This is a genomic window from bacterium (genome assembly GCA_035527515.1).
GTDB lineage: Bacteria > B130-G9 > B130-G9 > B130-G9 > B130-G9 > B130-G9.
This window is the reverse complement of the sequence record DATLAJ010000035.1, coordinates 1-22,149: the sequence shown is the minus strand read 5'-3', so window position 1 is coordinate 22,149 and position 22,149 is coordinate 1. Positions and strand designations below refer to the sequence as shown.

Here is a 22,149-nt window from a genome sequence, read left to right as displayed (position 1 = left end):
AAGCAACGACGTTGGCGCAATGATCATCGACTATGACGGAAACGTGTGGCTCTCTGATAGAATTGGCGCTGGCCTGACCAGGATCTCTGATGGGGGCTGGCCACAGATGCGACTTGCCCTTAACAAGTTGGAGACACCTGAAGCCATTGCCATAGTGGCCAGTGTTTTCAACACACAGCCCGTTGTCGGGGTTGACGTTTACATCGCTTGCCAGATAGGGGCTTCACTTCTATTCTATCCGAAGTGGACGCCCGAGCCCTCTCCTGTCCAAATCAATCTCTACGCGGGCTTCAATGAATCCGCGACGATCATTGAGATGCCGAAAGAGCGCATCCCGGCCGGCAGCTACACGTTCTGGGGCTGCATGACCGGCCGTAACACGCAGAAGCTCATCGGCCCCATCGACTGCAAGTTCGAGGCGCTGACAATCCAGGTCGATTAACTCCTGTCTCGTTTTGATGAGGCAGACGGGCGCAGCAAGCGGCGCCCCTACGGGACTGCTGGCCCATCAGAGGGAACGCCTCTCCAAACCTGTTGTTTTCCCCGCTCCGTTGAGGCATATATATACGCCAGTGGTTTAGCGTTGGAAGGAGCGCCGATAGTTGGATTACAGAGAGTTTCTTCTTGAGGTCGGGGTGGAGGACCTTCCCCCCGGCTTCGTTAAGTACGGCAGAGAACACATTGCTCGAGCTGTCCCCGAGCTCTTCAAGAAGCATCGGCTCGAGTTCGAGGGTCTCTCGGTCTTTGCCTCGCCTCGTCGGCTGGCGTTTGTGCTCGAGTCGTGCGCCACGAGGCAGTCGGATTCAGAGGAGGTTGCGAAGGGGCCGGCCGTTCGCGTTGCTTATGACGCCGAAGGGAAGCCGACAAAGGCGGCGATTGGGTTCGCTCGGTCGATGGGGGTTGATGTAGGGCGTCTCGGTTCTATTAAGACGGCAAAGGGGGAGTATGTAACGGCAAAGAAGAATCTTTTGGGCAGGCCGGCGGTCGAGGTCATCCCCGATATAGTTCGTTCTCTGGTCGAGTCGTTCACTTTCCCGAAAATGATGCGCTGGACTGATGCGCCGTTTGCGTTTGGAAGGCCTGTTCGGTGGCTCGTGGTGCTTTTGGGCGATGAAGTCGTTAAGTGCTCAGTCTTCGGGGTCGAATCGTCGAATGTATCGAGGGGCATTTGGACACAGGGCGAGATGAAGATCAGGATCGCGCATGCCGGCTCGTATGTTTCTGATATGGCAGCACGCCACATCGCGGTAAGCCACAAATGTCGCTTAGCTAGCATCACCGCCGGCATCAAACAGATCGAGCAAAGCCTCGGCTGCGAGGTCGTCAGGGATGGGGCGATGCTGTCGATACTGGCCGACTCTGTCGACTCGCCACGGGTAACATTTGGGGATTTCGATGCCCGCTTTCTGGAGCTGCCGGAGCCAGTTCTCACAACTTGTCTCTGGCATCATCAGTTCTTTCTCGCAACGAGGCCGAAGTTCTTTGCAGAACCTTCCGGCGGGTTCAAGCGGGATGTGTCGGTCTCAGGGCTGCTGCCCCACTTCGTTGCGCTGTTGGCCAATCCCGAGGCCCAAGAGGAGACGGTAAGAGGAGGCAACGAGGCGGTGCTCGAGGCGCGGCTTGAGGACGCGGCTTTTTTCTTTGCAGAGGACAAGAAAACGCGGCTCGAAGAGCTTCTGCCTCGGCTGCAAGGCATGGCCCTGCACAAGGGACTTGGCGACCTTCTGATGAAGTCCGGGCGGCTTAAGAAGCTCGCGCCTGTGGTAGCTGCGCTTATCTTTGCCGGACAGGATGAGGTGGACGGCGTGCCGATTGATGCATTCAAGACGAATTGCAGCCGGGCGGGGGAGCTTTGCAAGGCTGATCTGATAACTCATACGGTTGGCGAGTTTCCGGAGCTTCAGGGCGTCATGGGTGGGATATATGCGAGGGTATTCGGCGAGCCGGATGCGGTCAGCGGCGCGATTGCCGAGCACTACCGGCCACGCGGAGCCGAGGACGGGCCGCCCAAGACGGACTGTGGGAGAGTGTTGGCGCTTGCCGATAAGCTAGACAGCCTGTGTGCGTTTTTCGGCGCCGGCCACGTTCCTAAAGGCTCTCAGGACCCGTTCGGACTGCGGCGGGAGGCCCAGGGCATTGTGTCGATCCTGCTCAACGCCGAATACAGGCTGCCGCTTCTGGTTGCCCTGGACAAAGGGATCGAGGGCGTCGAGGCTGACGGGCTGATCAAGCCAGCGGATGACCTCGGGCAGCTCGTGCTCGCGTTCATCAAGCAGCGTCTTTCATACCAATTGGCCGAGCGGGAGGGTGTCCGCCATGACTTAGTAGCGGCGGTGATAGCGCACCCATGCGACGACATCGTTGACCTACGAACAAGAGCGCTGGCGCTTCAGGAGTTCTCGAGCGATGAGCAATTCGAGGCGCTGACAACCGGTCTCAAGCGCGCCTCACACATTCTCAAGGGAGAGAGGTGGGGGAAACTCAATCGCAAGCTGCTTGTTGAGGAGCAAGAGACGATGTTGCTTGGCGAGATTGTGAAGATCGAGAGCGACGTCCATGCTAATGTTGATGCGGGGATGTATCTTGATGCATTCAATTTGATAGCGGGATTGCGGCCTTTTATCGACGATTTTTTCGACAATGTAATGGTGATGGTCGAGGACGAGGCTCTTCGGGAGAATCGGCTTGCGTTGCTGGCAAGATTGACGAAGATGTTCGGCTCAATCGCTGATTTTTCCAAGATTGTGGTGGAAAAGAAATGATGCAGGTTCGGCGGGTTGGTCTGTCGGACAGCGAATTGGAGCCGTGTGTGGTGGCTCAGAAAGATCGGAGGTAGCCTGAGAATGGCAGGGAAGTACGTATATGGTTTTGGCGGCGGGATCGCTGAGGGTAGGGCGGAGATGAAGAACCTTCTGGGAGGGAAGGGCGCAAACCTGGCAGAGATGGCTCATCTGGGCATCCCTGTTCCGCCGGGGTTCACTATTAGCGCTGCCGCTTGCGTGGAGTTCTTCGCCAATGGCGGGAATTACCCTGAGGGGATGTGGGGACAGGTGCAGGAGCACCTCGCCGATGTTGAAAGGCTGACTGGCAAGAAGTTCGGTTATGCTGAGAATCCACTCTTGGTATCGGTTCGCTCTGGCGCACGAGTGTCGATGCCGGGCATGATGGACACGGTTCTTAACCTCGGACTCAACGATAAGACCGTTGCTGGCCTCACAAAGATGGCCGGTGGCGACGAGCGTTTTGTCTATGACAGCTACAGAAGGTTCGTTACGATGTTCGGGGACGTTGTTTTGGGCGTGCCGCACTCAGAGTTCGAGAAGATTCTGGACGAATACAAAGCAAGACAGGGCGTAAAGCTAGACACGGAGCTTTCTGCTGACAGCCTCAGGGCGATCGCTGCTGCGGGCAAGAAGCTCGTGGAGGAGCGAACTGGCGGGGCGTTTCCCGAGGAGCCAATAGAGCAGCTGAAGCTGGCGATCAACGCAGTATTCAACTCGTGGTTCAACAAGCGGGCCAAGACCTACCGCGCAAGGTTCGGGATACCGGAGGATTGGGGCACGGCGGTCAACATTCAGGCGATGGTATTTGGGAACACTGGTGAGAGGTCTGGAACAGGCGTGGCATTCACCAGAAACCCCGCGACTGGGGATAACGAGTTCTACGGTGAGTTTCTCATGAACGCTCAGGGCGAGGACGTCGTGGCGGGCATCCGGACGCCCGAGAAGATCGAGAGGCTTGCTGAGCAGTTGCCGGACGCCTACAAGGAGTTGCTGGACATCCGAGAGCGGCTCGAGAAGCACTACCGGGACATGCAGGACATAGAGTTCACGATCGAGCATGGCAAGCTGTTCATGCTTCAGACGAGAACCGGCAAGCGGACTGGCCGGGCTGCGATTCAGGTCGCCGTTGACATGGTAGAGAGCGGTATGATCACAAAGGAGGAGGCGATTCTGCGAGTTGAGCCTGAGCACATTGAGCAGATGCTGCACAGGGCTATCGACCCGAATGAGAAGCTGGACGTCATAGCAAAGGGCCTGCCCGCCTCGCCCGGCGCCGGAGTTGGTGAGCTCGTATTCACTGCGGAAGATGCCATTGCTGCGAAAGAGGCCAAGAGGAAAGTGGTTTTGGTTCGCGCCGAGACATCTCCAGAGGACGTTGGAGGAATGATCGCCGCTGAGGGTATCCTGACAGCGCGCGGGGGCATGACTTCCCACGCCGCAGTGGTTGCGCGCGGCATGGGCAAGTGCTGTGTTGCGGGCGCAAGCTCTCTGCTAATAGACGAGGAGAAGAAGACGTTGACGGTCGGCGACCTCGTGCTGAAGGAGGGTGATGTGATCACGCTCGACGGCGTCAATGGCCTCGTGGCAAGAGGCGCCGCAAGGCTAGTTGACCCTCAGATGACGGGCAACTTCGGCAAGTTCATGGGTTGGGTAGATGAGGTCCGGAAGCTGGGTGTTCGCACTAACGCGGACAACCCGAGGGACGCCAAGCGAGCGCGCGATTTTGGCGCGGAGGGCATTGGTCTCACGCGAACGGAGCACATGTTCTTCGAGGCGGACCGTCTTCCTGCAATGCGCGAGATGATACTTGCCGAGAATGCAGAAGGAAGGCGAGCGGCGCTAGCGAAAATCCTGCCGATGCAGCGTGAGGATTTCATCGGGATATTCAAAGCCATGGACGGCCTGCCGGTTACAATTCGCCTGCTCGATCCGCCGCTGCACGAGTTCTTGCCCTCGCAGGATACGGACATCGAGTCGCTGGCGAGGGACATGGGCGTTTCGTTCAAGCAGCTGAAAAACAAGATCGAGGAGCTCAAGGAAATGAACCCGATGCTCGGGCACCGCGGCTGCCGGCTGGGTATCTCCATGCCGGAGATAACCGAGATGCAAGCGACTGCCATCTTTGAGGCGGCCTGCACGGTCAAGAAGGAGGGCGTCAAGGTTCTTCCGGAGGTCATGGTCCCGCTCATTGGGAAGGTAGAGGAGCTCGAGAACCAGAAGAAGGTGATTGATAAGGCCGCCAAGGAGGTCTTCGCCAGGGTGGGGCTGGAGGTCGAATACATGGTTGGGACGATGATCGAGATACCCAGGGCGTGCGTGGTCGCGGATAAGGTCGCAGAGGTTGCGGAGTTCTTCTCGTTCGGCACGAATGACCTGACCCAGATGACGTTCGGCTACAGTCGCGACGACGCTGGCAAGTTCATCGCCGACTACCTTGAGCGAGGCATCTTGCCTTGCGACCCGTTCCAGTCGATCGACGTTGATGGCGTCGGGGGCATGGTCAAGATGGGCGTCGAGCGTGGTAGGTCAACCAACCCGACGCTCAAGATCGGCATCTGCGGCGAGCACGGCGGCGAACCTCGCTCGGTCGAGTTCTGCCACAAGGTGGGCATGAACTACGTCAGCTGCTCCCCCTTCCGGGTTCCAGTGGCGCGCTTAGCGGCGGCTCAGGCTGTGCTCAAGTTCGACAAATAAAACGGACAGAATTGATTACTGCGGGGACGCGCTGTGCGGCGAACGGCGTGTTCCCGCCGCCTGCGCCATTTTCTTGACATTGTCCGCGAGCTTGGGTATAGAAGTGAATGCATGATTGATTGGTATCTTGAGGAGGATTGAACGTGACTGACACCTCGAGCCACGGCTCTTCAGAGGTGGCTCTGCACTCGAACTTTGGCCCCAAGACTGAGACAGGGCCATCAAAGCTGGGTCGGAAGACAGAGAAGAGACTTACGCTGGACGATCTGCTCAGGATGCCGCTTGAGGAGAGTGGTCAGTACCTTAGACGTGCCGCCGAAGAGGCCGCCGATGAGTATGTCAACGACCCGTCGGTGACGGAATTTACGTGTCTTGACTCAGAGGACTTCGTGGATGACCCCGAGGAGGGGTGAGGTCTGGATCGCCGACCTCGACCCCACCATGGGCGATGAGGTCCGGAAGGTTCGCCCAGTCATTGTCATTGGGCGGACCGAACTTAGTCCGCTGAGATTGGTCATTATCTGCCCCATACGCGCTAGGACACGCAGACATGATAGAGAGCCATGGCTCGTTAAGGTTGTCCCGGACGGCAGCAACGGCCTGACCAAGATCTCGTCGGTGGACGCCTTCCAGGTCCGGTGCATATCTCTGAATCGCCTGACCAAGAAGATCGGGCCGCTTGACGAAGAGACAGTCGCAACGGTAGCCAAAGCGGTTGCCCTCTGCGTTGGCCTTCAGATAAAGATGTAATAGCGCAGCTTCTGGCTGAAGCTACTGCATCAAGGTCCCAACCTAGCTGTGTCAGTGCGGCCCAAGCCCTAGTAGTTCATAAACAGGCGATTCTGTTGTTGGTCACCCCATGCGCAATTTCAGCTTGACAAGTTAGGTATGACGAACTATATTAGTGCTGACATATAAAATATAGTAGGTGAAACAAATGACTGGTGATAGCAAAGAGATCACATCTTCCATGGAAGACTACCTCGAAGCAATCTTCCATATCTCAAAGGAGCACAAGGTCGCACGCGCCAAGCAGATTGCCAGCCGGATGAACGTAGCCATGTCATCCGTGACCGGCGCCTTAAAGCATCTGTCACAGCATGGTCTGGTCAACTATGACCCTTATGAATACGTAACGCTGACGAAGGAAGGTCGCAACATTGCCAGCGATGTTGTGCGGCGTCACAGCGTGTTCAAGTCATTCCTAATGAATGTTCTGTCGGTTCCGGAGGCGCTAGCTGAGGAGACGGCGTGTAAGATGGAGCACGCAATACGAGGAGAGGTCTTGGAGCGATTCTTGTGTTTTGCGGAGTTCGTCGAGTCCTGCCCTCGTGCAGGAGCCGATTGGCTTAACGATTTCAACCAGTACCATGAGCATGGCAGGGCGCACGATTGCGAGCGCTGCCTCCAAGACCTGCTGGATAAGATCAAAAGACACAAGGGAGAGAACAATATGCCGGAGACAGTTGGGCTTGATACGTTAGCGCCTGGTCAGAAAGGCAAGGTTGTAAAAGTCGGTGGAGAGGGCGAGACGAGAAAGCGCATAGCGGATATGGGGGTTGTGCCGGGCGCCACGATAACAATGGAGAGGGTCGCGCCTCTCGGTGACCCGATCGAGGTAACGGTCAAGGGCTATCATCTGTCGCTAAGGAAAAAAGAAGCAAAGGCGGTTGCCGTTCAACTTCAGTGATTGCGCCTTTGCTATAAGAAAGGAGTATGAAGCATAAAATGCCACTTACAATGGCAAGACCTGGTCAAAAGGTGAAGCTTTTAGCCGTTAACGCGGGACGGGGACTCAAGAGCAGGCTGGCGGCCATGGGTCTTGTCCCGGGAGTGGAGCTGGTCGTGATGAACAGCGCGTTCGCGGGGCCTCTTGTAGTTTCAGTGAAGGATAGCAGGATAATGCTTGGACGGGGCCTTGCGCACAAGATAATAGTGGAGTGATTTTTTTTGTTGTTTTTGTTTGGTATTCCTAACAATGTTTTAGATGCCTTAAATTAAGGGCAAATCAATATGGCCAAGAAGACGATCTCGCTTGCCCTAGCGGGTAACCCTAACTCCGGCAAGACGACCATCTTCAACAATCTGACCGGCGCACGTCAGCACGTTGGCAACTATCCTGGCGTTACAGTGGAGAAGAAAGAGGGTGCCGCGAGGTTCCAAGGCCAGACGCTTAACGTTGTGGACCTTCCTGGGACATATAGCCTAACTGCTTATTCCATCGAGGAGCTAGTCACCAGGGATTTCATTATCAGCGAGAGGCCTGACGTAGTTATAGACGTTGTGGACGCATCTAACTTAGAGCGCAACCTCTACCTTGCTGTCCAGCTGATCGAGCTGGGCGTCCCGCTTGTTCTGGCGTTCAACATGAGCGACGTTGCCAAACAGCGGGGGTTCAAATTCGACCTAGAACTTCTGTCCAGGCTTTTTGGCTGTCCTATTGTTCCGACGGTTGGGCACAGGAAAGAGGGGATGGACCGGCTGCTCCAAGTGGCCATTGAGGTCACAACTGAGAGCGCCAAGTATCAACCGGCGAGAATACGTTATGGCAAGGAGATTAACGAGGAGCTCACAAAGATTCAGTCGCTGGTCGAAGGCGATGAGGGGTTCTCGGGGAAGCTCAAGCCGCGCTGGGCTGCTCTCAAGCTCTTGGAGGACGACAAGGCGGTCTGGGAGAAGGTGGGTTCCGAGGCGCTTCGCGCCGCGGCTCAGAAAAGCATCCATCATCTTGAGGTTGTCCTGGGCGACCATCCGGAAATGGTAATCGCAGAACGACGCTATGGGTTCATTTCGGGCGCGTGTCAGGAGGCGGTGAGGGCTACGGTCGAGGCGCGGCACACGATGTCTGATCGGATCGATTCTGTGGTCACGAACAGGATTCTGGGGCTGCCCATCTTCCTTGTGCTGATGTGGCTTATGTTCAAGTTCACGTTCGTTGCGAGTGAGCCATTAGTGGGCTGGGTGGAGGCGGGCTTTGGGCTTTTGGGAGGGGTGGTTGGACGTGTCCTTGAGGAGGGAACCATACTGCACAGCTTGGTCGTTGACGGTGCGATCGGGGGCGTGGGCAACGTGTTGATGTTTGTGCCGATTATTCTGTTGTTGTTTCTGTTCATGGCTCTTCTGGAGGATTCAGGCTACATGGCCAGGGCCGCGTTCATCATGGACAGGATCATGCACAAGATAGGCCTTCATGGGCAGTCGTTCATCCCAATGTTACTGGGCTTTGGCTGCAACGTTCCTGCCATCATGGCCACGCGCGTTATAGCCTCCAGGAAGGACAGGTTTGTGACGATTCTGGTCAATCCATTTATGTCCTGTGGCGCGAGGCTTCCCATCTATACTCTGTTCATCGGCGTCTTCTTCGCTGAAAGCGCCGGAACCGTCCTATTCTCGCTCTACATTCTCGGCATGTTAGTTGCAATGCTCTCGGCCAAGCTCTTCAGAAGGTATCTTCTGCGAGGTCCCACCTCGCCGTTTGTGATGGAGTTACCTCCGTATCGGATGCCGACGTTGCGGGGAGCGCTCTTGCATACGTGGGAGCGAGGTTGGCTGTACATTAAGAAGGCTGGGACAGTTGTCCTGATGGGGTCCGTCGCGATTTGGTTCATCAGCAGCTTCCCCTCACCCCCCGAATACTCAAAGGACTACGAGGCACTGATGGAGCAAGCCGGCCAAAGACTGGGGGAGGGTGAGGCGGCAGATGAGACTGTCGAGCAACTTGAGGCCGAGATGCAGGCCGAGAAACTAGCTAAAAGCTACGCCGGAACCTTGGGCAAAGCGATCGAGCCTCTGATCAAGCCGCTGGGTTTCGACTGGAGGATCGGCGTAGGTCTCTTTGGCGGCTTTGTGGCTAAGGAGATAGTGGTCTCGACTTTGGGAACGCTCTACTCGATCTCGGATGCGGACGAGGAGTCCCAATCGCTAAGAGAGCAGGTCCAAAACGCAATGTGGCCAGATGGCAGGAAGGTCTATTCGCCGCTCGTGGCTTTTGCGCTCATGGTCTTCTGCCTCCTTTATGTCCCATGCCTGGTCACGCTTGCGGTGATAAGAAAGGAGACCAACTCGTGGCGCTGGCCACTGTTTACGGCAGCCTACACGACTGCCGTCGCCTGGGTTGCCTCGTTCATCGTCTATCAAGTGGGAAGCGTATTTGGCGTTGGTGTTGGATAGAAACGCTAATACGGAAGCTGTTCGCCGCAGCGCTGAGGAGCTCAGGCCCAGTGCTCACGGTGGGGGAAACAGCGGATGGGGGAGCTTCTCAACTCCGGGCTAGTGTGGTAGTGTGTGCGGATGAAGTTTAAGGTGAGTTTTGTCCCAAGCGCCAACGAGGATTTGGACTGCTACAAGCCGAGGGAACAAAGAATCATCCTCGATGGAATTGAGGAGTTCCTTCAGAACGAGGCCGATGTGGCGAGCAAGAGGAGGAGGCGACTCCGCCCGAATCCGCTTGCGCCTTGGGAACTGCGAATCGGAGACTACCGGGTTTTCTACGAGATTCAGGCCGAGCGATGGGTCAGAGTTCTGGCCATAGGGCACAAGTGGCACAACGAATTGTTCATCCGAGGGAGGAGGATCGAGATATGAAGACGATAGACCTAACAAAGGGGCGGCACACGCTCAGCGGAGTGCTTGCACTGGCGAAGTCCGAGACGCTTCTCATCCATTCAGAGTCCGGGGAGGATTTTGTTCTGGAACAGGCGGACGAGTTTGAGAGGGAGACTGCGGCGTTGGGAACCAGCGAGAGGTTCGCACGTTTCCTCGATAAGAGGTCAAAGGAGACTGGGGACATTCCGATCAGCGCAGTCCGTGAGAAGCGTGGCCTCTGACGCGGCTTCGTGCCGATGTAAACACAAGTCGATCCCGGAGAAAGCCGCGCTCGGGCGAACGCTTGACCATCCATTCTGGTCTTGTGAGGTTTCGCGACCTCGGCATCTCGCGTCGATCCTGCCTCGCAGCTGTTTCCTAACTGAGCGAGAGACAATAGCATCTTGAGTCGCTTCGGGGAGGCGGCAATTGCGAAAGGCGGTGCTTGCCCGCCCGTTTGGCAGATCACAAGGAGGGTGCAGCGAGCAGCACCACTACACCCCTGCTATGTCCTTCTGAAGCCAGAATGCAACGGCGAGCTGACGACGTGGTTGACAGTAGTCGAGGTCCAGGATAGTATGGGTTCGCTTAAATGTCCCTTCATGTTGGGATGGGCTGGAGGCGAGCTCGGAACGTGCGAACCGACCCAGTTAACTCGTAGGTTGGAACAGCTATCCGAGTGCCGTGGGCACATTGTCTATTGTTTAAGGAGGTATCTGAATTGAAAGATTGGTTGCGAGGCGCGGTTGACCGCGCGACGAAGCTTGGTGCGTCTTACGCTGACATCAGGCTGGTAAACCTCGTCACCGAGGACATCCACATCAAGAACGGGACGGTTGAGGCGATCACGTCCCGTGAGACGATGGGATTTGGGGTTCGCGTTATAGCGGACGGTTCTTGGGGGTTTGCCAGCAGTTCGCTGGTCAACGAGAATGAGATGAGACGGATCGCCGATTTGGCGTTGCAGATCGCCAAGGCTAGCTCGAGGCTGAAGCAAGAGGACGTGGTCTTGGCGGAGACTGAGATATGCCAGGGCCAGTACGTGACGCCGATCAAGAGGGACCCGTTTGCGGTTCCACTGAAGACGAAGCTTGCGCTCCTATTGGAGGCGGACGGGATACTTCGTGCGAAGGACGGGGTGAAGATCTCGGAGTGCAACATGCGTTTTTTCAGGACGGAGAAGACGTTCATAAGCAGCGAGGGGGCCGACATAGACCAGACCATTTACGAGAGCGGTGGGGGGATAGCTGCAACAGCGATAGAGGGCAACCAGATGCTGGTTCGCTCCTACCCCAACAGTTTCCGAGGCAACTACGGGACGGCCGGATATGAGTTCGTCGAGGGCCTTGATCTTGTGAGCCACGCGCCTCGTGTTGCGAAGGAGGCGGTTGCGCTTCTTTCCGCGAAGGAATGCCCGTCGAAAACGACCACGCTGATCATCGGCGGGTCTCAGCTTGGTCTTCAGGTGCACGAATCGTGCGGTCATCCGGTCGAGTTGGACCGGGTGTTTGGAATGGAGGCAAGCTACGCGGGCACGAGTTTCATGACGCCGGAGAAGCTCAACAAGCTGCAATACGGCTCGAAGATTGTGAACATCTACGCGGACGCGACGACGCCGGGCGGTTTAGGAACATTTGGCTATGACGACGAGGGCGTCAAGGCGCAGCGCTCGCCGATAGTCAAGGATGGCGTTTTCGTTGGGTATCTGACGTCGCGAGAGACGGCGATCAAGTTTGGCCAGAGGAGCAACGGGACCTGCCGCGCCGACGGCTGGTGGAACATTCCGCTGATCAGGATGGTGAACGTGAACTTGGAGCCTGGCGAGTGGGAGTTCGATGACCTCATCAAGGACACTGCCGATGGGATATACGTTGAGACGAACAAGAGCTGGAGCATTGATGACAAGCGGCTCAACTTCCAGTTTGGCTGCGAGATCGGCTGGGAGGTCAAGAACGGCCAGCTGGGGGACGTGATCAAAAGCCCCACCTATACTGGCATCACTCCGGAGTTCTGGAACTCGTGCGACGCGATCTGCAACCGGAAGCATTGGCTAGTCTGGGGAACCCCTAATTGCGGTAAGGGCGAGCCCAGCCAGGTGGCGCACGTTGCGCACGGGACGGCTCCCGCAAGGTTTAGGAATGTAAAGGTAGGTGTGAGCAAATGATTGGGAAGGACAGAGCTCTTGAGATAATTGAGAAGGTCGTTGGCATGTCCGATGGGGACGAGACCGATGTGATGCTTACAAGTAGGCAGCGCGCGCTGACACGGTTTGCGAATTCCATCATTCACCAGAACGTATCGACTTTGACCTCTGACATAAACATCAGGGTCGTCAAGGGAAAGCGTGTAGGAGTCGCCTCGACCGACCGCATTCAGGACGATGATAGCCTGAGGCATCTTGTCAAGACAGCCTCGGCGATCGCCGACTTCCAGCAAGAGAACCCTAACTACTTGGGCATGCCGGGTCCGGCGCCGTATCAGGAGGTGGACACCTTCTGTGAGGCCACGGCCGCTTATTCGCCATCCCAGCGGGTGGACGCCGTCAGAACCATCGTTGACATCTGCACCAAGGATTCGATCATCGCGTCCGGCTCGTTCAAGACCGAAGCGGACGAGATAGCAATTGCCAACTCCAGAGGCGTGGTGGCGTACTTCCCGAGCACCGTTGCGGAGGTTACGACGGTTGTGATGAAGAACGGTCAGTCCGGTTACGCCTCGGCGAGCGCCAACCACGTGGCGGAGATAGACTTCAGGAGTGTGGCCGAGGAGGCTGCGGATACTTGCCGGCGCAACGTCAACCAGGTGGAGGTCGAGCCGGGCAAATATGATGTTGTGCTCCATCCTTACGCGGTCGGCAACCTGATCTCAATGGTGTGTGCGCTTGAGTTCGGCGCCCTTGCCAAGCGGGAGGGCAGGAGCTTCATGAGCGAGAAGATGGGTCAGAAGGTCTTCAGCGAGTCATTGACGGTTTGGGACGATGGCCTCGACCCATCAGGTATGCCGCTGCCGTTTGATTTCGAGGGTGTGCCGAAGCAGAAGGTTGTTCTCATCGAGAACGGTGTGGCCAAGAACGTCGTCTATGATACTGCAACGGCGCGCAAGGAGGGCAAGGAGTCAACTGGCCACGCCCTGCCTCCGGGGAACACTTTTGGGCCAGTGCCGATCAACGTGTTTATGAAGCCTGGGACAGAGTCGCTTGATGGTCTTGTTTCGAGACTGACCAGGGGACTTTATGTTACTAGATTTCACTACATCAATCCATTCATTGACCTGAAAAACGCAGTGTTCACTGGCATGACGCGGGACGGAACCTTCCTGATCGAGGGCGGCAAGATGACAAAGGCCGTCAAGAACCTCCGCTTCACAATGAGCATGATCGATGCTTTCAACAGTCTCGACGGGCTGACCAAGGAGACCATGTTTATGGGAGACTGGTCTGGCGTAAGGGTTCCTGGCGTCCTTATCAGAGGGTTCAATTTCTCTGGTAAGACGCAGTTCTAGCCCGTTGTATCTTGCAGGGTAAGCTTCTGAGACGGGCAGACCTTAGCGATAAGCAGGCGGGGTGCCGGGTTGACCTCGGTGCCCCAATTCGTGTGCTGCACAGCAATTTTCATCTCGGATGGGGCGGTCAGGCTGCGCGGGTGTTTTTCTTGTGCAGGGGGCTGAGAGAGATGGGGTTGGATGTTGCCGTCGCCGCGCCGAAGGGGAGCGTGCTCGTCAGGAAATGCGAGGAGGTAGGGATACGCACGCTCGATGATGTGCGCTTCTCGAAGGGCTTTCGCCCCATTGATTTCCTGCATGACGTTCGTTCGATCAGGAGGTTCATTCTCGCGAACCGCACCAACATCCTGCACACGCACGGGTCGCAGGACACGTGGTCTGGCACAGTTGCCGCGCTTCGTGTTCCGAAGGCCGTCCGGACGGCGGTTGTCCGGACGAGGCACAACACTTTCCCGGTTGCATATAACCTGCTCAACAGGTTCCTTTACAGGTGGCTCATAGACCATCTCATCATAGTGAGCGACAGCGTCAAGGAGCAATACGCTAGGTTTATCGAGCATGGCGTGATTCTGCGGGAGCAGGTCTCGACCGTGCATAGCTGCATAGACGTCGAGCGCTTCGACCCTGATAAGGTTGACAAGGTGAAGGCCAGAGCGTCGCTTGGCCTGAGTTCTGAGAGCCCGGTGGTTGTCGTGGCCGCAAGGCTTGCTCGGGAAAAGGGGCACAAGTTCCTGCTCGAGGCTTTCGCTTTGCTGAAGCAGAAGTTTGCGGATGTTGTTCTGCTCGTTGCCGGCGAGGGCAACCAGGAGAGCGTGCTGAGATCGCAGGTGAAGCGGCTAGGTCTGTCCAAGAACGTGCGCTTCTTGGGTTTCTGCGACGATGTCTCTCTGGTTTTTGCAGCGGCCGACGTTGCGGTTCTGCCTTCAATTGACTGCGATGCCTCGTCCGCTTCGATAAAAGAGGCAATGGCGATGCGAGTGCCGGTTGTTGCGACGAGGATCGGCGGTGCGGCAGAGATAATTTCGGAGGGGGTTTCGGGCCTTATCGTCCCGCCGCAGGATGCATCAGCCCTTGCTGCTGCCATTGAGCGGCTTTTAAGAAGCGCAAGCCAGCGGGCACGGATGGGGAGCGCCGCGAGGTCAGCAATCATCAGGAGATTCACCCCCCGCAATCTGGTAAATGAGACGCTGTCCGTCTATCACGATGTGATGGAGCGTGGTCGAGGTTAGGGCATGTCCAACATGAAAGGCCGCGTCGTTCGGATCATGTCTGACCTGCCGTTTGGAGGCGTGGAACAGCGTCTTCTCTCGTTGCTGCCGCAGCTTCGGGACATCGGTTGGGACGTCTCAGTAACCTGTATCCGTGAGGCCGGCCAGATGGCGCCGCTGTTTGAGCGAGAGGGGATACGAGTCGCGGTGATTCCCTTTCGGTCTCGCTTCTCGCCACGCGACCTTTGGGCGCTGGCTCGTGGCCTGAGGGCGCAGGGAGCTGACATCGTTCACACACACATGTACCGCAGCAACACTTCGGGGACAGTGGGCGCCAGGCTGGCGCGGGTGAGGGTGGTCATCTCAAATGTCCACAACGTCAATGAGTGGGACAACCTGAGGCAGCTTTGGACAGACCGAATGCTTTCGCGATTCAAGGACAAGGTGATCGCGGTGTCCGAGGGCGTCAGGCAGAACTACATTGAGAGAACCCGTATTGACCCGGGCAAGGTAGTTACCATCTACAACGGCATCGACCTCGACAGATTTGGAGGTGCAGAACGGGATGCGGGTCTGGCGCGCGAGCTTGGAATAGTGGATGGCGAAAAGGTAGTTTCGGTCTTCGCCAGACTAGTCGAGCAGAAGCGGCATGTCGATTTCCTTGCGATGGCGGCGCAGGTGCTAAGAGTCGTTCCGAACGTCAAGTTTCTGATCGTCGGGAAGGGCAAGCTCAGAGAGCAGCTCGAGCAAACGGCCTCTCAACTAGGGTTGTCGGAACGGACGGTCTTCGCCGGCCATCGGAACGACATCCCGCGCCTGCTCGCCCTCTCTGACGTAGCGGTGATGTGCTCAGACAAGGAAGGATTCTCCAACTCACTGCTTGAGGCGATGGCGGCCGGTGTGCCAGTTGTTGCTACTGACGTGGGCGGCAACGCGGAGGCGATAGTCGATCGCGTGTCGGGATTCATTGTGCCCATGCGTCGTCCGGACCTCCTTGCGCGGCGAGTGCTTGCGCTCTTAACTGACGAAGTGCTCTATCGGAGCGTCTCAGACAACGCCGCAGAGCGCGCCTCGCTTTTCAGCATCGGACAGATGTGTGAGCGCACCGATGCGCTTTACACTTCGCTGCTGAGTAGGGAAGAGCAGGGAAGAGGCTAGCCAGAGTTTCCGGGTCACGTTGATTTTGACTTGTGTGGATCAGTTTGGGGCGGGCTGTGAGAGCGGTTTTTATTCGGGCGATTGTCGTATTACCCTATAATATACTGTGATGTGCAACGCTATATTACGGTGTGATTACGAATAATGCTTCACTTCCCTCTGTAATGTACTACCTTCTTCACCTATGTGATAATGGGGATACCATTCACGGCAGGAAGGCATGGCTAGCATCATTAAGAAGGTCAAGAGGGGGCCCCCGTATTACTACGCCGTCGAATCTAAGCGTGTCGATGGGAAGCCAAGGATCGTCTGGCAGGAGTATCTTGGGACAGTAAAAGGTTGACTCAATGCGTATTCTTAAAGTAGAATGTATATGAGGTTATTATTATACTGGAGTCTTTATGACGCCTATTGTGATTCTTGATCGTCCGACAAGAAGGAGGCGCGACATGCGCATAGGATTGCTTGTGGCAACTCTGGGTCTTCTGTTGATTGCGCCAGCGGCGTTTGCTGAGGAGACCTGGCTGAACTACACCGCCGGTAATAGCGCCAACGCCATCGCTTTTGAGGGTAACCGGTACGTCTGGTGCGGAGGTTCGGGGGGCGTGGCCCGATTCGACATCCGGACCGGCGATAAGACCGTTTACACCCGCGCCGATGGCCTGGCCGCAAATTACGTTGTTTCCATCGCCGTAGATTCTGACGGGACCAAGTGGTTCGGGACGCATGAGGGCAGCGTCAGCGTCCTGCACACCGACGGTAGCTGGACAACCTATGACTGGCAGAACAGCGATTTACCCTACGGTTACATTAATGACATCGCCATAGCTTCCGATGGGAGCAAGTGGTTCGGGACTCGGGGCGTCAGCGTTCTACACCCCGATGGCAGTTGGACTACTTATGATAGCTGGAATAGCGGTTTGGGCGAGGGCGATGTTTCGGCCATCGCCATAGATTCTGACGGGAGTAAGTGGTTCGGGACCCAGTGGGGCGGGGTCAGCGTCCTGCACCCCGATGGCAGCTGGACTACTTACAATATGGACAACAGCGGTTTGACCTGCGACGGTGTCGGGGCCATCGCCATAGATTCTGATGGGAGCAAATGGTTCGGCACGTGGTCGTGCTCCCTAGTATTATACTGTGGCGGGGTGAGCGTCCTGCACCCTGACGGCAGCTGGACGACTTATAACGAGGACAACAGCGGGTTGCCCTCCGACGGTGTCGGGGCCATCGCCATAGATTCTGACGGGAGCAAGTGGTTCGGCACTGGGGCTGGGGTCAGCGTCCTACACCCTGACGGCAGCTGGACTACTTACGACGAGGAAAACAGCGGGTTGGCGTCCAACTCCGTGAGCGCCGTCGGCATGCCTTCTGACGGGAGCAAGTGGTTCGGCACTGGGGGCGGGGTCAGCGTCCTGCGCCCTGACGGCAGCTGGACAGCCCACGGCGGTACGGCTAACAGCGGTTTGGCCGACGGGCGGGTCTATGCTATCGGCATAGCTTCTGACGGCGGCAAGTGGTTCGGGACGGACGGCGGCGTGAGCGTGATGGCCCCGGACGGCAGCTGGACTACTTACAATATGGGCAACAGCGGTTTGGCCGACGCCTATGTCTTGGCCGTCGGCATAGCTTCTGACGGCAGCAAGTGGTTCGGGACATACTGGGGCGGGGTCAGCGTCCTGCACACCGACGGCAGCTGGACTACTTATAATACTGGCAACAGCGGTTTGGCCTACAACCAGGTCACTGCCATCGGCACAGATTCTGACAGCAGTAAGTGGTTCGGGACGTGGGGCGGCGGGGTGAGCGTCCTGCGCGCTGACGGCAGCTGGGCTACTTACGATATGGGGAACAGCGATTTGGCCTCGGACTGGGTCAATGCCATCGCCATAGATTCCGACGGCAGCAAATGGTTCGGGACGCAGTTCCAACACGGGCTGTCCAGCGGTGGGGTCAACGTCCTGCATCCTGACGGCAGCTGGACAACCTATAACTGGCAGAACAGCGGTTTGCCCTGGCACTCCGTTGCTGCCATCGGCATAGATTCTGACGGGAGCAAATGGTTCGGGACATACGAGGGCGTCAGCGTCCTGCACCCTGACGGCAGCTGGATTACTTACCATCCGGCCAACAGCGGGTTGGCCGACCAAGATGTAGAGGCTATCGCCATAGATTCCGACGGGAGTAAGTGGTTCGGGACGGGGCGCGGCGGGGTGAGCCTCCTGCACACCCACGGCGGGTGGACAACTTACAATACGCACAACAGCGGTTTGGCCGACGATTGTGTCTGGGCTATCGGCATAGCTCCCGACGGGAGCAAGTGGTTCGGGGGGCCTTACGGCGGCGTCAGCGTCCTGATCCATGCTGCCCCAACGATCGAGTGCTCGCTTAATGACACAGAGTTTGCCCCGGGCGACACGCTCGTTGGCGCGTATGAGATTGAGAACATGGGAGCGGACGTTTTGGTGGATGTCTATTTCGCGTTCGTCTTCCCCGACGGAGCCATTTTGTGTATCTCTCCGGATAGGATTGCGTTCGGGATATTCCCATACATGATCGGCCTGTTTCTGGAGCAAGGGTATTCTATGGAGCCGACCACCCTCCTGAGCACACTAGTTCCGGGCGGGCTTCCGACAGGTAACTACCTCTTCGCCGGCGCTCTGTCCACGCCGGTCCGATTCGAGGTTATCGGCGAGCTAAGCCTGTTCCCGTTTGCCATCGCCGACTGATCGTATATTCATGATCTTGTTGTCTGTGGGTTGACTGACCGCCACCACTGACGTGGCGTAAAGCGCGGCAGCGTCAGGCAAAGCGACCGCTGAAATCTGCTCTGAATCAACCCAGGGAGAAGTGCGCCATGAATCAGCTTTTGATGGCCGAAGTCATGCCAATCGAGGTTGACTGACCACATGATCAGGCCAATAAGGGCCCCAGAAGGTCTCCTCGGTATCGATCACAACGCATGACAAACAGAAACGACTCAAATCAACTACTCAAAACAACCCAAGTGCAGATTCACGAATAATCCGCGCTAGAGTGCTGGTCGCTCCGTATTTGTAGCGTGTGTGTGGTGAGAGGGTCGGGCAGTTTCATCGCTTGCCGTGCGGACCACAAATTCAACTGGAAGCCGTCATCTATCGCCCAGTTGTGGTTATCTATCAGGTTAGCACTTCCCGCAGTGCATCTATGAGGCGCTCCACGTCCGTCGCGTCAACGTCATTGTGGGTTACGAAGCGAATGAGGTCGGGCCCGAGCGGGATGGAGAGAACGCCTCGGTTCGCGAGCTGTTGAAATACCTCGTCCGCGGCGGGTGCAGGCGACACGAGCCTCACTAGGACGATGTTGGTCTCGACCGTGTCGGGGTCCAGAACCACACCCGGCAGACCCGCGATGCCGAGCGCTAACTTCTTGGCGTTTTCGTTGTCGATGTGGAGCCGGTCAACCATCTCCTCGAGCGCGATGATGGCTGGCGCTGCGATGACGCCCACCTGGCGCATCCCACCGCCGAGAACCTTCCGCACGCGTCTCGCCTTTTCGATGAAGTCAGAACTCCCGACCAGCATGGAGCCAATCGGGGCCCCAAGTCCCTTCGAGAGGCAAAACATCACGCTGTCTGCAAGGGCAGCGTATTCATTCGCTGGGATGCCAGAAGCCTGCGCCGCGTTGAAGAGCCTCGCCCCATCAAGGTGGATGGGAATCTGCCGCTTGAGCGATAGCTCCCTCAGACTGCGCAGGTAATCTATCGGCAGCACGCGCCCGCCGTGCATGTTGTGCGTGTTCTCGATGCAGATCAGCGAAGTTGTCGGGCAGTGCAGATCGGAGGAGTCCTTGATCGACGCGCGGACAGCCTCGACGGGCATGGCGCCGTCCGTGGTCTCGATGGGGCAAACCTGAACGCCAGAGATGCGCGCCGGGCCGCCCGCCTCGTATAGATAGATGTGAGACCTGCTTTCCAGAATTATCTCGTCGCCCGGGTTGGTCCACACGTTCACAGCGATCTCATTGCCCATCGTGCCGGAGGGAACAAAAAGGGCCGCCTCCATCCCAAGCGTCGCGGCCGCCTTCGCCTGGAGCGCCTCAACAGTTGGGTCGTCCCCAAGAACGTCGTCGCCCACAACGGCGGCCGCCATCGCCTGACGCATCTTCGGCGTCGGCCTTGTAACCGTGTCGCTCCTGAAGTCCGAGATGTGCTTCACCGTCGTCATCCTTAAAACAGCCAACAATCAGGTGGCCTTGTCGTTCGAGTCCTTGGAGAACCCGAAATGCCCGATAACCTCGCCAATCGCGAAGTAAGCCCGATTGTAGTACATCAGGAAGGGCGCCACCTCAGACCCAAGCTGCCCCTTCTCGTCAACAAGCGACTCTTCGGCATGGAGCGCGACGACCTCCCCGATGATCAGGTTGTGTGTTGGCAGGTCAACCGTGTCGAGAACCTTGCACTCCATGTTAATAGGAAACTCGGCGATAAGCGGCGACTTGACCCTTGCCGCTGGCTCCTTGTTCAGCTTGGCAAGCTCGAACTTGTCAACGCTCCTGCCCGACACAATGCCGGCAAGGTCAACCAACCTCACCTGCTCGGCCAGCGGGACGTTTACCACGAAGTCCTTTGCTTTTTTCACTAACGAATAGGAATACCGCGATGGCCTTATCGAGATGGCCACCATGGGCGGTTTGAAGTTCACCATCGCGCAGTAAGCAAGCGTGATCATGTTGGCCCCACGCTTGACATCATAGCACGACACAACAACGCAGCTCATTGGCAGCCCCATCGTCGTTGGCGAGATCTGTACCTTTCCCATCCCCATTGTCCTCCTGCATCAATGCTGCAACACGCCTTGTGCTCCGAAACTGATCGGCCTTATGACCTCGCCCATAATACAATCATCGGGCGCTTCAGCAAAGGTCAACTGCGCAGCCCCAATAATCAGATTGACGCAGGCGGGGACCCTTTGGAGTGCGGCGGCTTGACGCCGCTTTCATTGGTCGTGGCTTGACACCACCCTCTCATGGATTGCTCTCTCGGCGTTTCAGACAGCGATTTAAGGTCCCCGACGCCAATCGCTCTAGGGTTGATGCCGCGTCAAGCCGCGGCGACCGAGAGAAGATTCGGCTACTGAGATTAGCCCAGAATCTTGGCCGTAGGCAGAAAGTTACTTCATGAAAACTGTCACGCCTCGAGGGTCAGTTAAGAAGTTCTGCGTCCCGGCCTGCGTCAAGGCCACAAAGAACGTGTATTTGCCGCTCGGAAGGCCAGTGCGAACCAGATACTCAAATATCTTCGTTCGAGGCAGGAAGAGGCCCGATTCCAGGTGCACGCCCGACACGAACGGCGTCATCTCAGGCACGAAGCCCGTCCCGTCGTAGAAGATGAGGCCCGAGGCGCCCTCGAGCTCAAATAGGACGGCCAGATATGCGTCAACGTCCGCCTCGACGCCAGCAAGCGTGTTCGCGGAGACGGAGAGCTCCAGCAGGCTATACGGCTCCAGGACGCGCGTGTTGGACGCAATCCGGAAGTCGAGGTCCTTGCCCTCGAGCCAGCAAAGCGCACGCGACATCAGCTTGGCGCTCTGGTCCGTGTTATAGACGAGGGAGAGAATGGACGTCGAGAAAACCAGTCGGTAGCCGTAGTCTCCTGTATCCGTATAGCGCAGGCCGCAGACCTCGTCCTCTTTGTCTTGCACATGCAGAAAGCCCACCGCACCGTCCTGAGGCTCGAAATAGTTCTTGCTCTTGCCCGCTGTGGTAACGTATATCAGCTCCAGGCCATCTCCCACTGGGTCGCCCGGGACGCCGACCACGACCGGCGCGTCATAATCGGTGTTCTGCTCTGGGCAGCTGAGATGGAGCCAATCGCGCAGAAACGGCTCAGACCGCATATCGCCGCTAAGTAGGAATCGAGACTCGTAATAGAGCGAGCCACCGGCCAGCAGGAATGGCTGGACAACATCGAACACCCCACCAGCATTCTCCGACGCGAAGCGCTGCCCCATGCTCCAGAAAACGCTCTCGAACTGGCGTAGGTAGTCGGGCTGGGGCAGCCCTCCGCGCTCCCACTCCAGCCAGACATTCTCGTCGAATGCTCCCAACCGCAAGCAATCTCGCACACGCTCCTCTCCCTGGTCGCAGATGTATATGGGACTCGGAGACTCCACCACTAGAAGGACGGAACCTCGATGCACAACCGCATGCTTGAAGGAGGTCTCGCTCTCGTTTCGAGGCGT

19 protein-coding genes are annotated in these 22,149 nt (G+C 57.2%); 16 read left to right on the top strand and 3 right to left on the bottom strand.

All coding sequences use genetic code 11. From position 1 onward, the window contains the following. From VM163_02395 to VM163_02320, 16 genes are all read left to right on the top strand, one after another. Positions 1 to 442, top strand: a 442-nt coding sequence (locus VM163_02395; GenBank protein ID HUT02723.1) for a hypothetical protein, incomplete at its 5' end; no start/stop codon positions are given. Between the two features lie 160 nt (positions 443 to 602). Beyond that, entirely contained in the window at positions 603 to 2,762 is a 2,160-nt protein-coding gene (gene glyS, locus VM163_02390) for a glycine--tRNA ligase subunit beta (protein HUT02722.1), read from the top strand. Positions 2,763 to 2,843: 81 nt separating this feature from the next. Beyond that, positions 2,844 to 5,477: a pyruvate, phosphate dikinase gene (gene ppdK, locus VM163_02385; GenBank protein ID HUT02721.1), complete on the top strand. Its 2,634-nt coding sequence runs from the start codon at positions 2,844 to 2,846 to the stop codon at positions 5,475 to 5,477. 143 nt (positions 5,478 to 5,620) lie between these two features. Then, the gene (locus VM163_02380; protein ID HUT02720.1) at positions 5,621 to 5,890 is read left to right on the top strand and encodes a hypothetical protein; all 270 of its coding nucleotides are present in this window, start codon (positions 5,621 to 5,623) and stop codon (positions 5,888 to 5,890) included. Next, positions 5,871 to 6,227 (top strand): type II toxin-antitoxin system PemK/MazF family toxin, encoded by a 357-nt coding sequence (locus VM163_02375; protein HUT02719.1) that lies wholly within the window; start codon positions 5,871 to 5,873, stop codon positions 6,225 to 6,227. Before VM163_02380 ends, VM163_02375 begins: the two co-directional genes overlap by 20 nt. Positions 6,228 to 6,414: 187 nt before the next feature. Beyond that, positions 6,415 to 7,167, top strand: coding sequence for a metal-dependent transcriptional regulator (locus VM163_02370; GenBank protein HUT02718.1), 753 nt, complete (start codon positions 6,415 to 6,417; stop codon positions 7,165 to 7,167). Between the two features lie 26 nt (positions 7,168 to 7,193). Continuing rightward, positions 7,194 to 7,421, top strand: coding sequence for a FeoA family protein (locus VM163_02365; protein HUT02717.1), 228 nt, complete (start codon positions 7,194 to 7,196; stop codon positions 7,419 to 7,421). A 69-nt stretch (positions 7,422 to 7,490) separates the two neighbouring features. Continuing rightward, entirely contained in the window at positions 7,491 to 9,647 is a 2,157-nt protein-coding gene (feoB, locus tag VM163_02360) for a ferrous iron transport protein B (GenBank protein ID HUT02716.1), read from the top strand. A gap of 120 nt (positions 9,648 to 9,767) precedes the next feature. Beyond that, entirely contained in the window at positions 9,768 to 10,061 is a 294-nt protein-coding gene (locus VM163_02355; protein HUT02715.1) for a type II toxin-antitoxin system RelE/ParE family toxin, read from the top strand. After that, positions 10,058 to 10,303 (top strand): hypothetical protein, encoded by a 246-nt coding sequence (locus VM163_02350; GenBank protein ID HUT02714.1) that lies wholly within the window; start codon positions 10,058 to 10,060, stop codon positions 10,301 to 10,303. The genes VM163_02355 and VM163_02350 overlap by 4 nt, the downstream gene beginning before the upstream one ends. Positions 10,304 to 10,782: 479 nt before the next feature. Beyond that, positions 10,783 to 12,225 (top strand): TldD/PmbA family protein, encoded by a 1,443-nt coding sequence (locus VM163_02345; GenBank protein ID HUT02713.1) that lies wholly within the window; start codon positions 10,783 to 10,785, stop codon positions 12,223 to 12,225. After that, entirely contained in the window at positions 12,222 to 13,562 is a 1,341-nt protein-coding gene (locus tag VM163_02340) for a TldD/PmbA family protein (GenBank protein HUT02712.1), read from the top strand. Before VM163_02345 ends, VM163_02340 begins: the two co-directional genes overlap by 4 nt. 92 nt (positions 13,563 to 13,654) lie before the next feature. After that, complete coding sequence (locus VM163_02335; GenBank protein ID HUT02711.1) at positions 13,655 to 14,791, top strand: glycosyltransferase family 4 protein; 1,137 nt, start codon at positions 13,655 to 13,657, stop codon at positions 14,789 to 14,791. A 3-nt stretch (positions 14,792 to 14,794) separates the two neighbouring features. Next, positions 14,795 to 15,928 (top strand): glycosyltransferase, encoded by a 1,134-nt coding sequence (locus VM163_02330; protein ID HUT02710.1) that lies wholly within the window; start codon positions 14,795 to 14,797, stop codon positions 15,926 to 15,928. A gap of 220 nt (positions 15,929 to 16,148) precedes the next feature. Further along, positions 16,149 to 16,271, top strand: coding sequence for a hypothetical protein (locus tag VM163_02325; GenBank protein HUT02709.1), 123 nt, complete (start codon positions 16,149 to 16,151; stop codon positions 16,269 to 16,271). 106 nt (positions 16,272 to 16,377) lie between these two features. After that, positions 16,378 to 18,657 (top strand): hypothetical protein, encoded by a 2,280-nt coding sequence (locus VM163_02320; GenBank protein HUT02708.1) that lies wholly within the window; start codon positions 16,378 to 16,380, stop codon positions 18,655 to 18,657. Positions 18,658 to 19,086: 429 nt separating this feature from the next. On the opposite strand, the gene VM163_02315 is transcribed toward VM163_02320, so the two are convergent. From VM163_02315 to VM163_02305, 3 genes are all read right to left on the bottom strand, one after another. Then, entirely contained in the window at positions 19,087 to 20,133 is a 1,047-nt protein-coding gene (locus VM163_02315) for a GntG family PLP-dependent aldolase (GenBank protein ID HUT02707.1), read from the bottom strand. An 18-nt stretch (positions 20,134 to 20,151) separates the two neighbouring features. After that, positions 20,152 to 20,727, bottom strand: coding sequence for a flavin reductase family protein (locus VM163_02310; protein HUT02706.1), 576 nt, complete (start codon positions 20,725 to 20,727; stop codon positions 20,152 to 20,154). 351 nt (positions 20,728 to 21,078) lie between these two features. Further along, positions 21,079 to 22,149, bottom strand: a 1,071-nt coding sequence (locus tag VM163_02305; protein ID HUT02705.1) for a hypothetical protein, incomplete at its 5' end; no start/stop codon positions are given.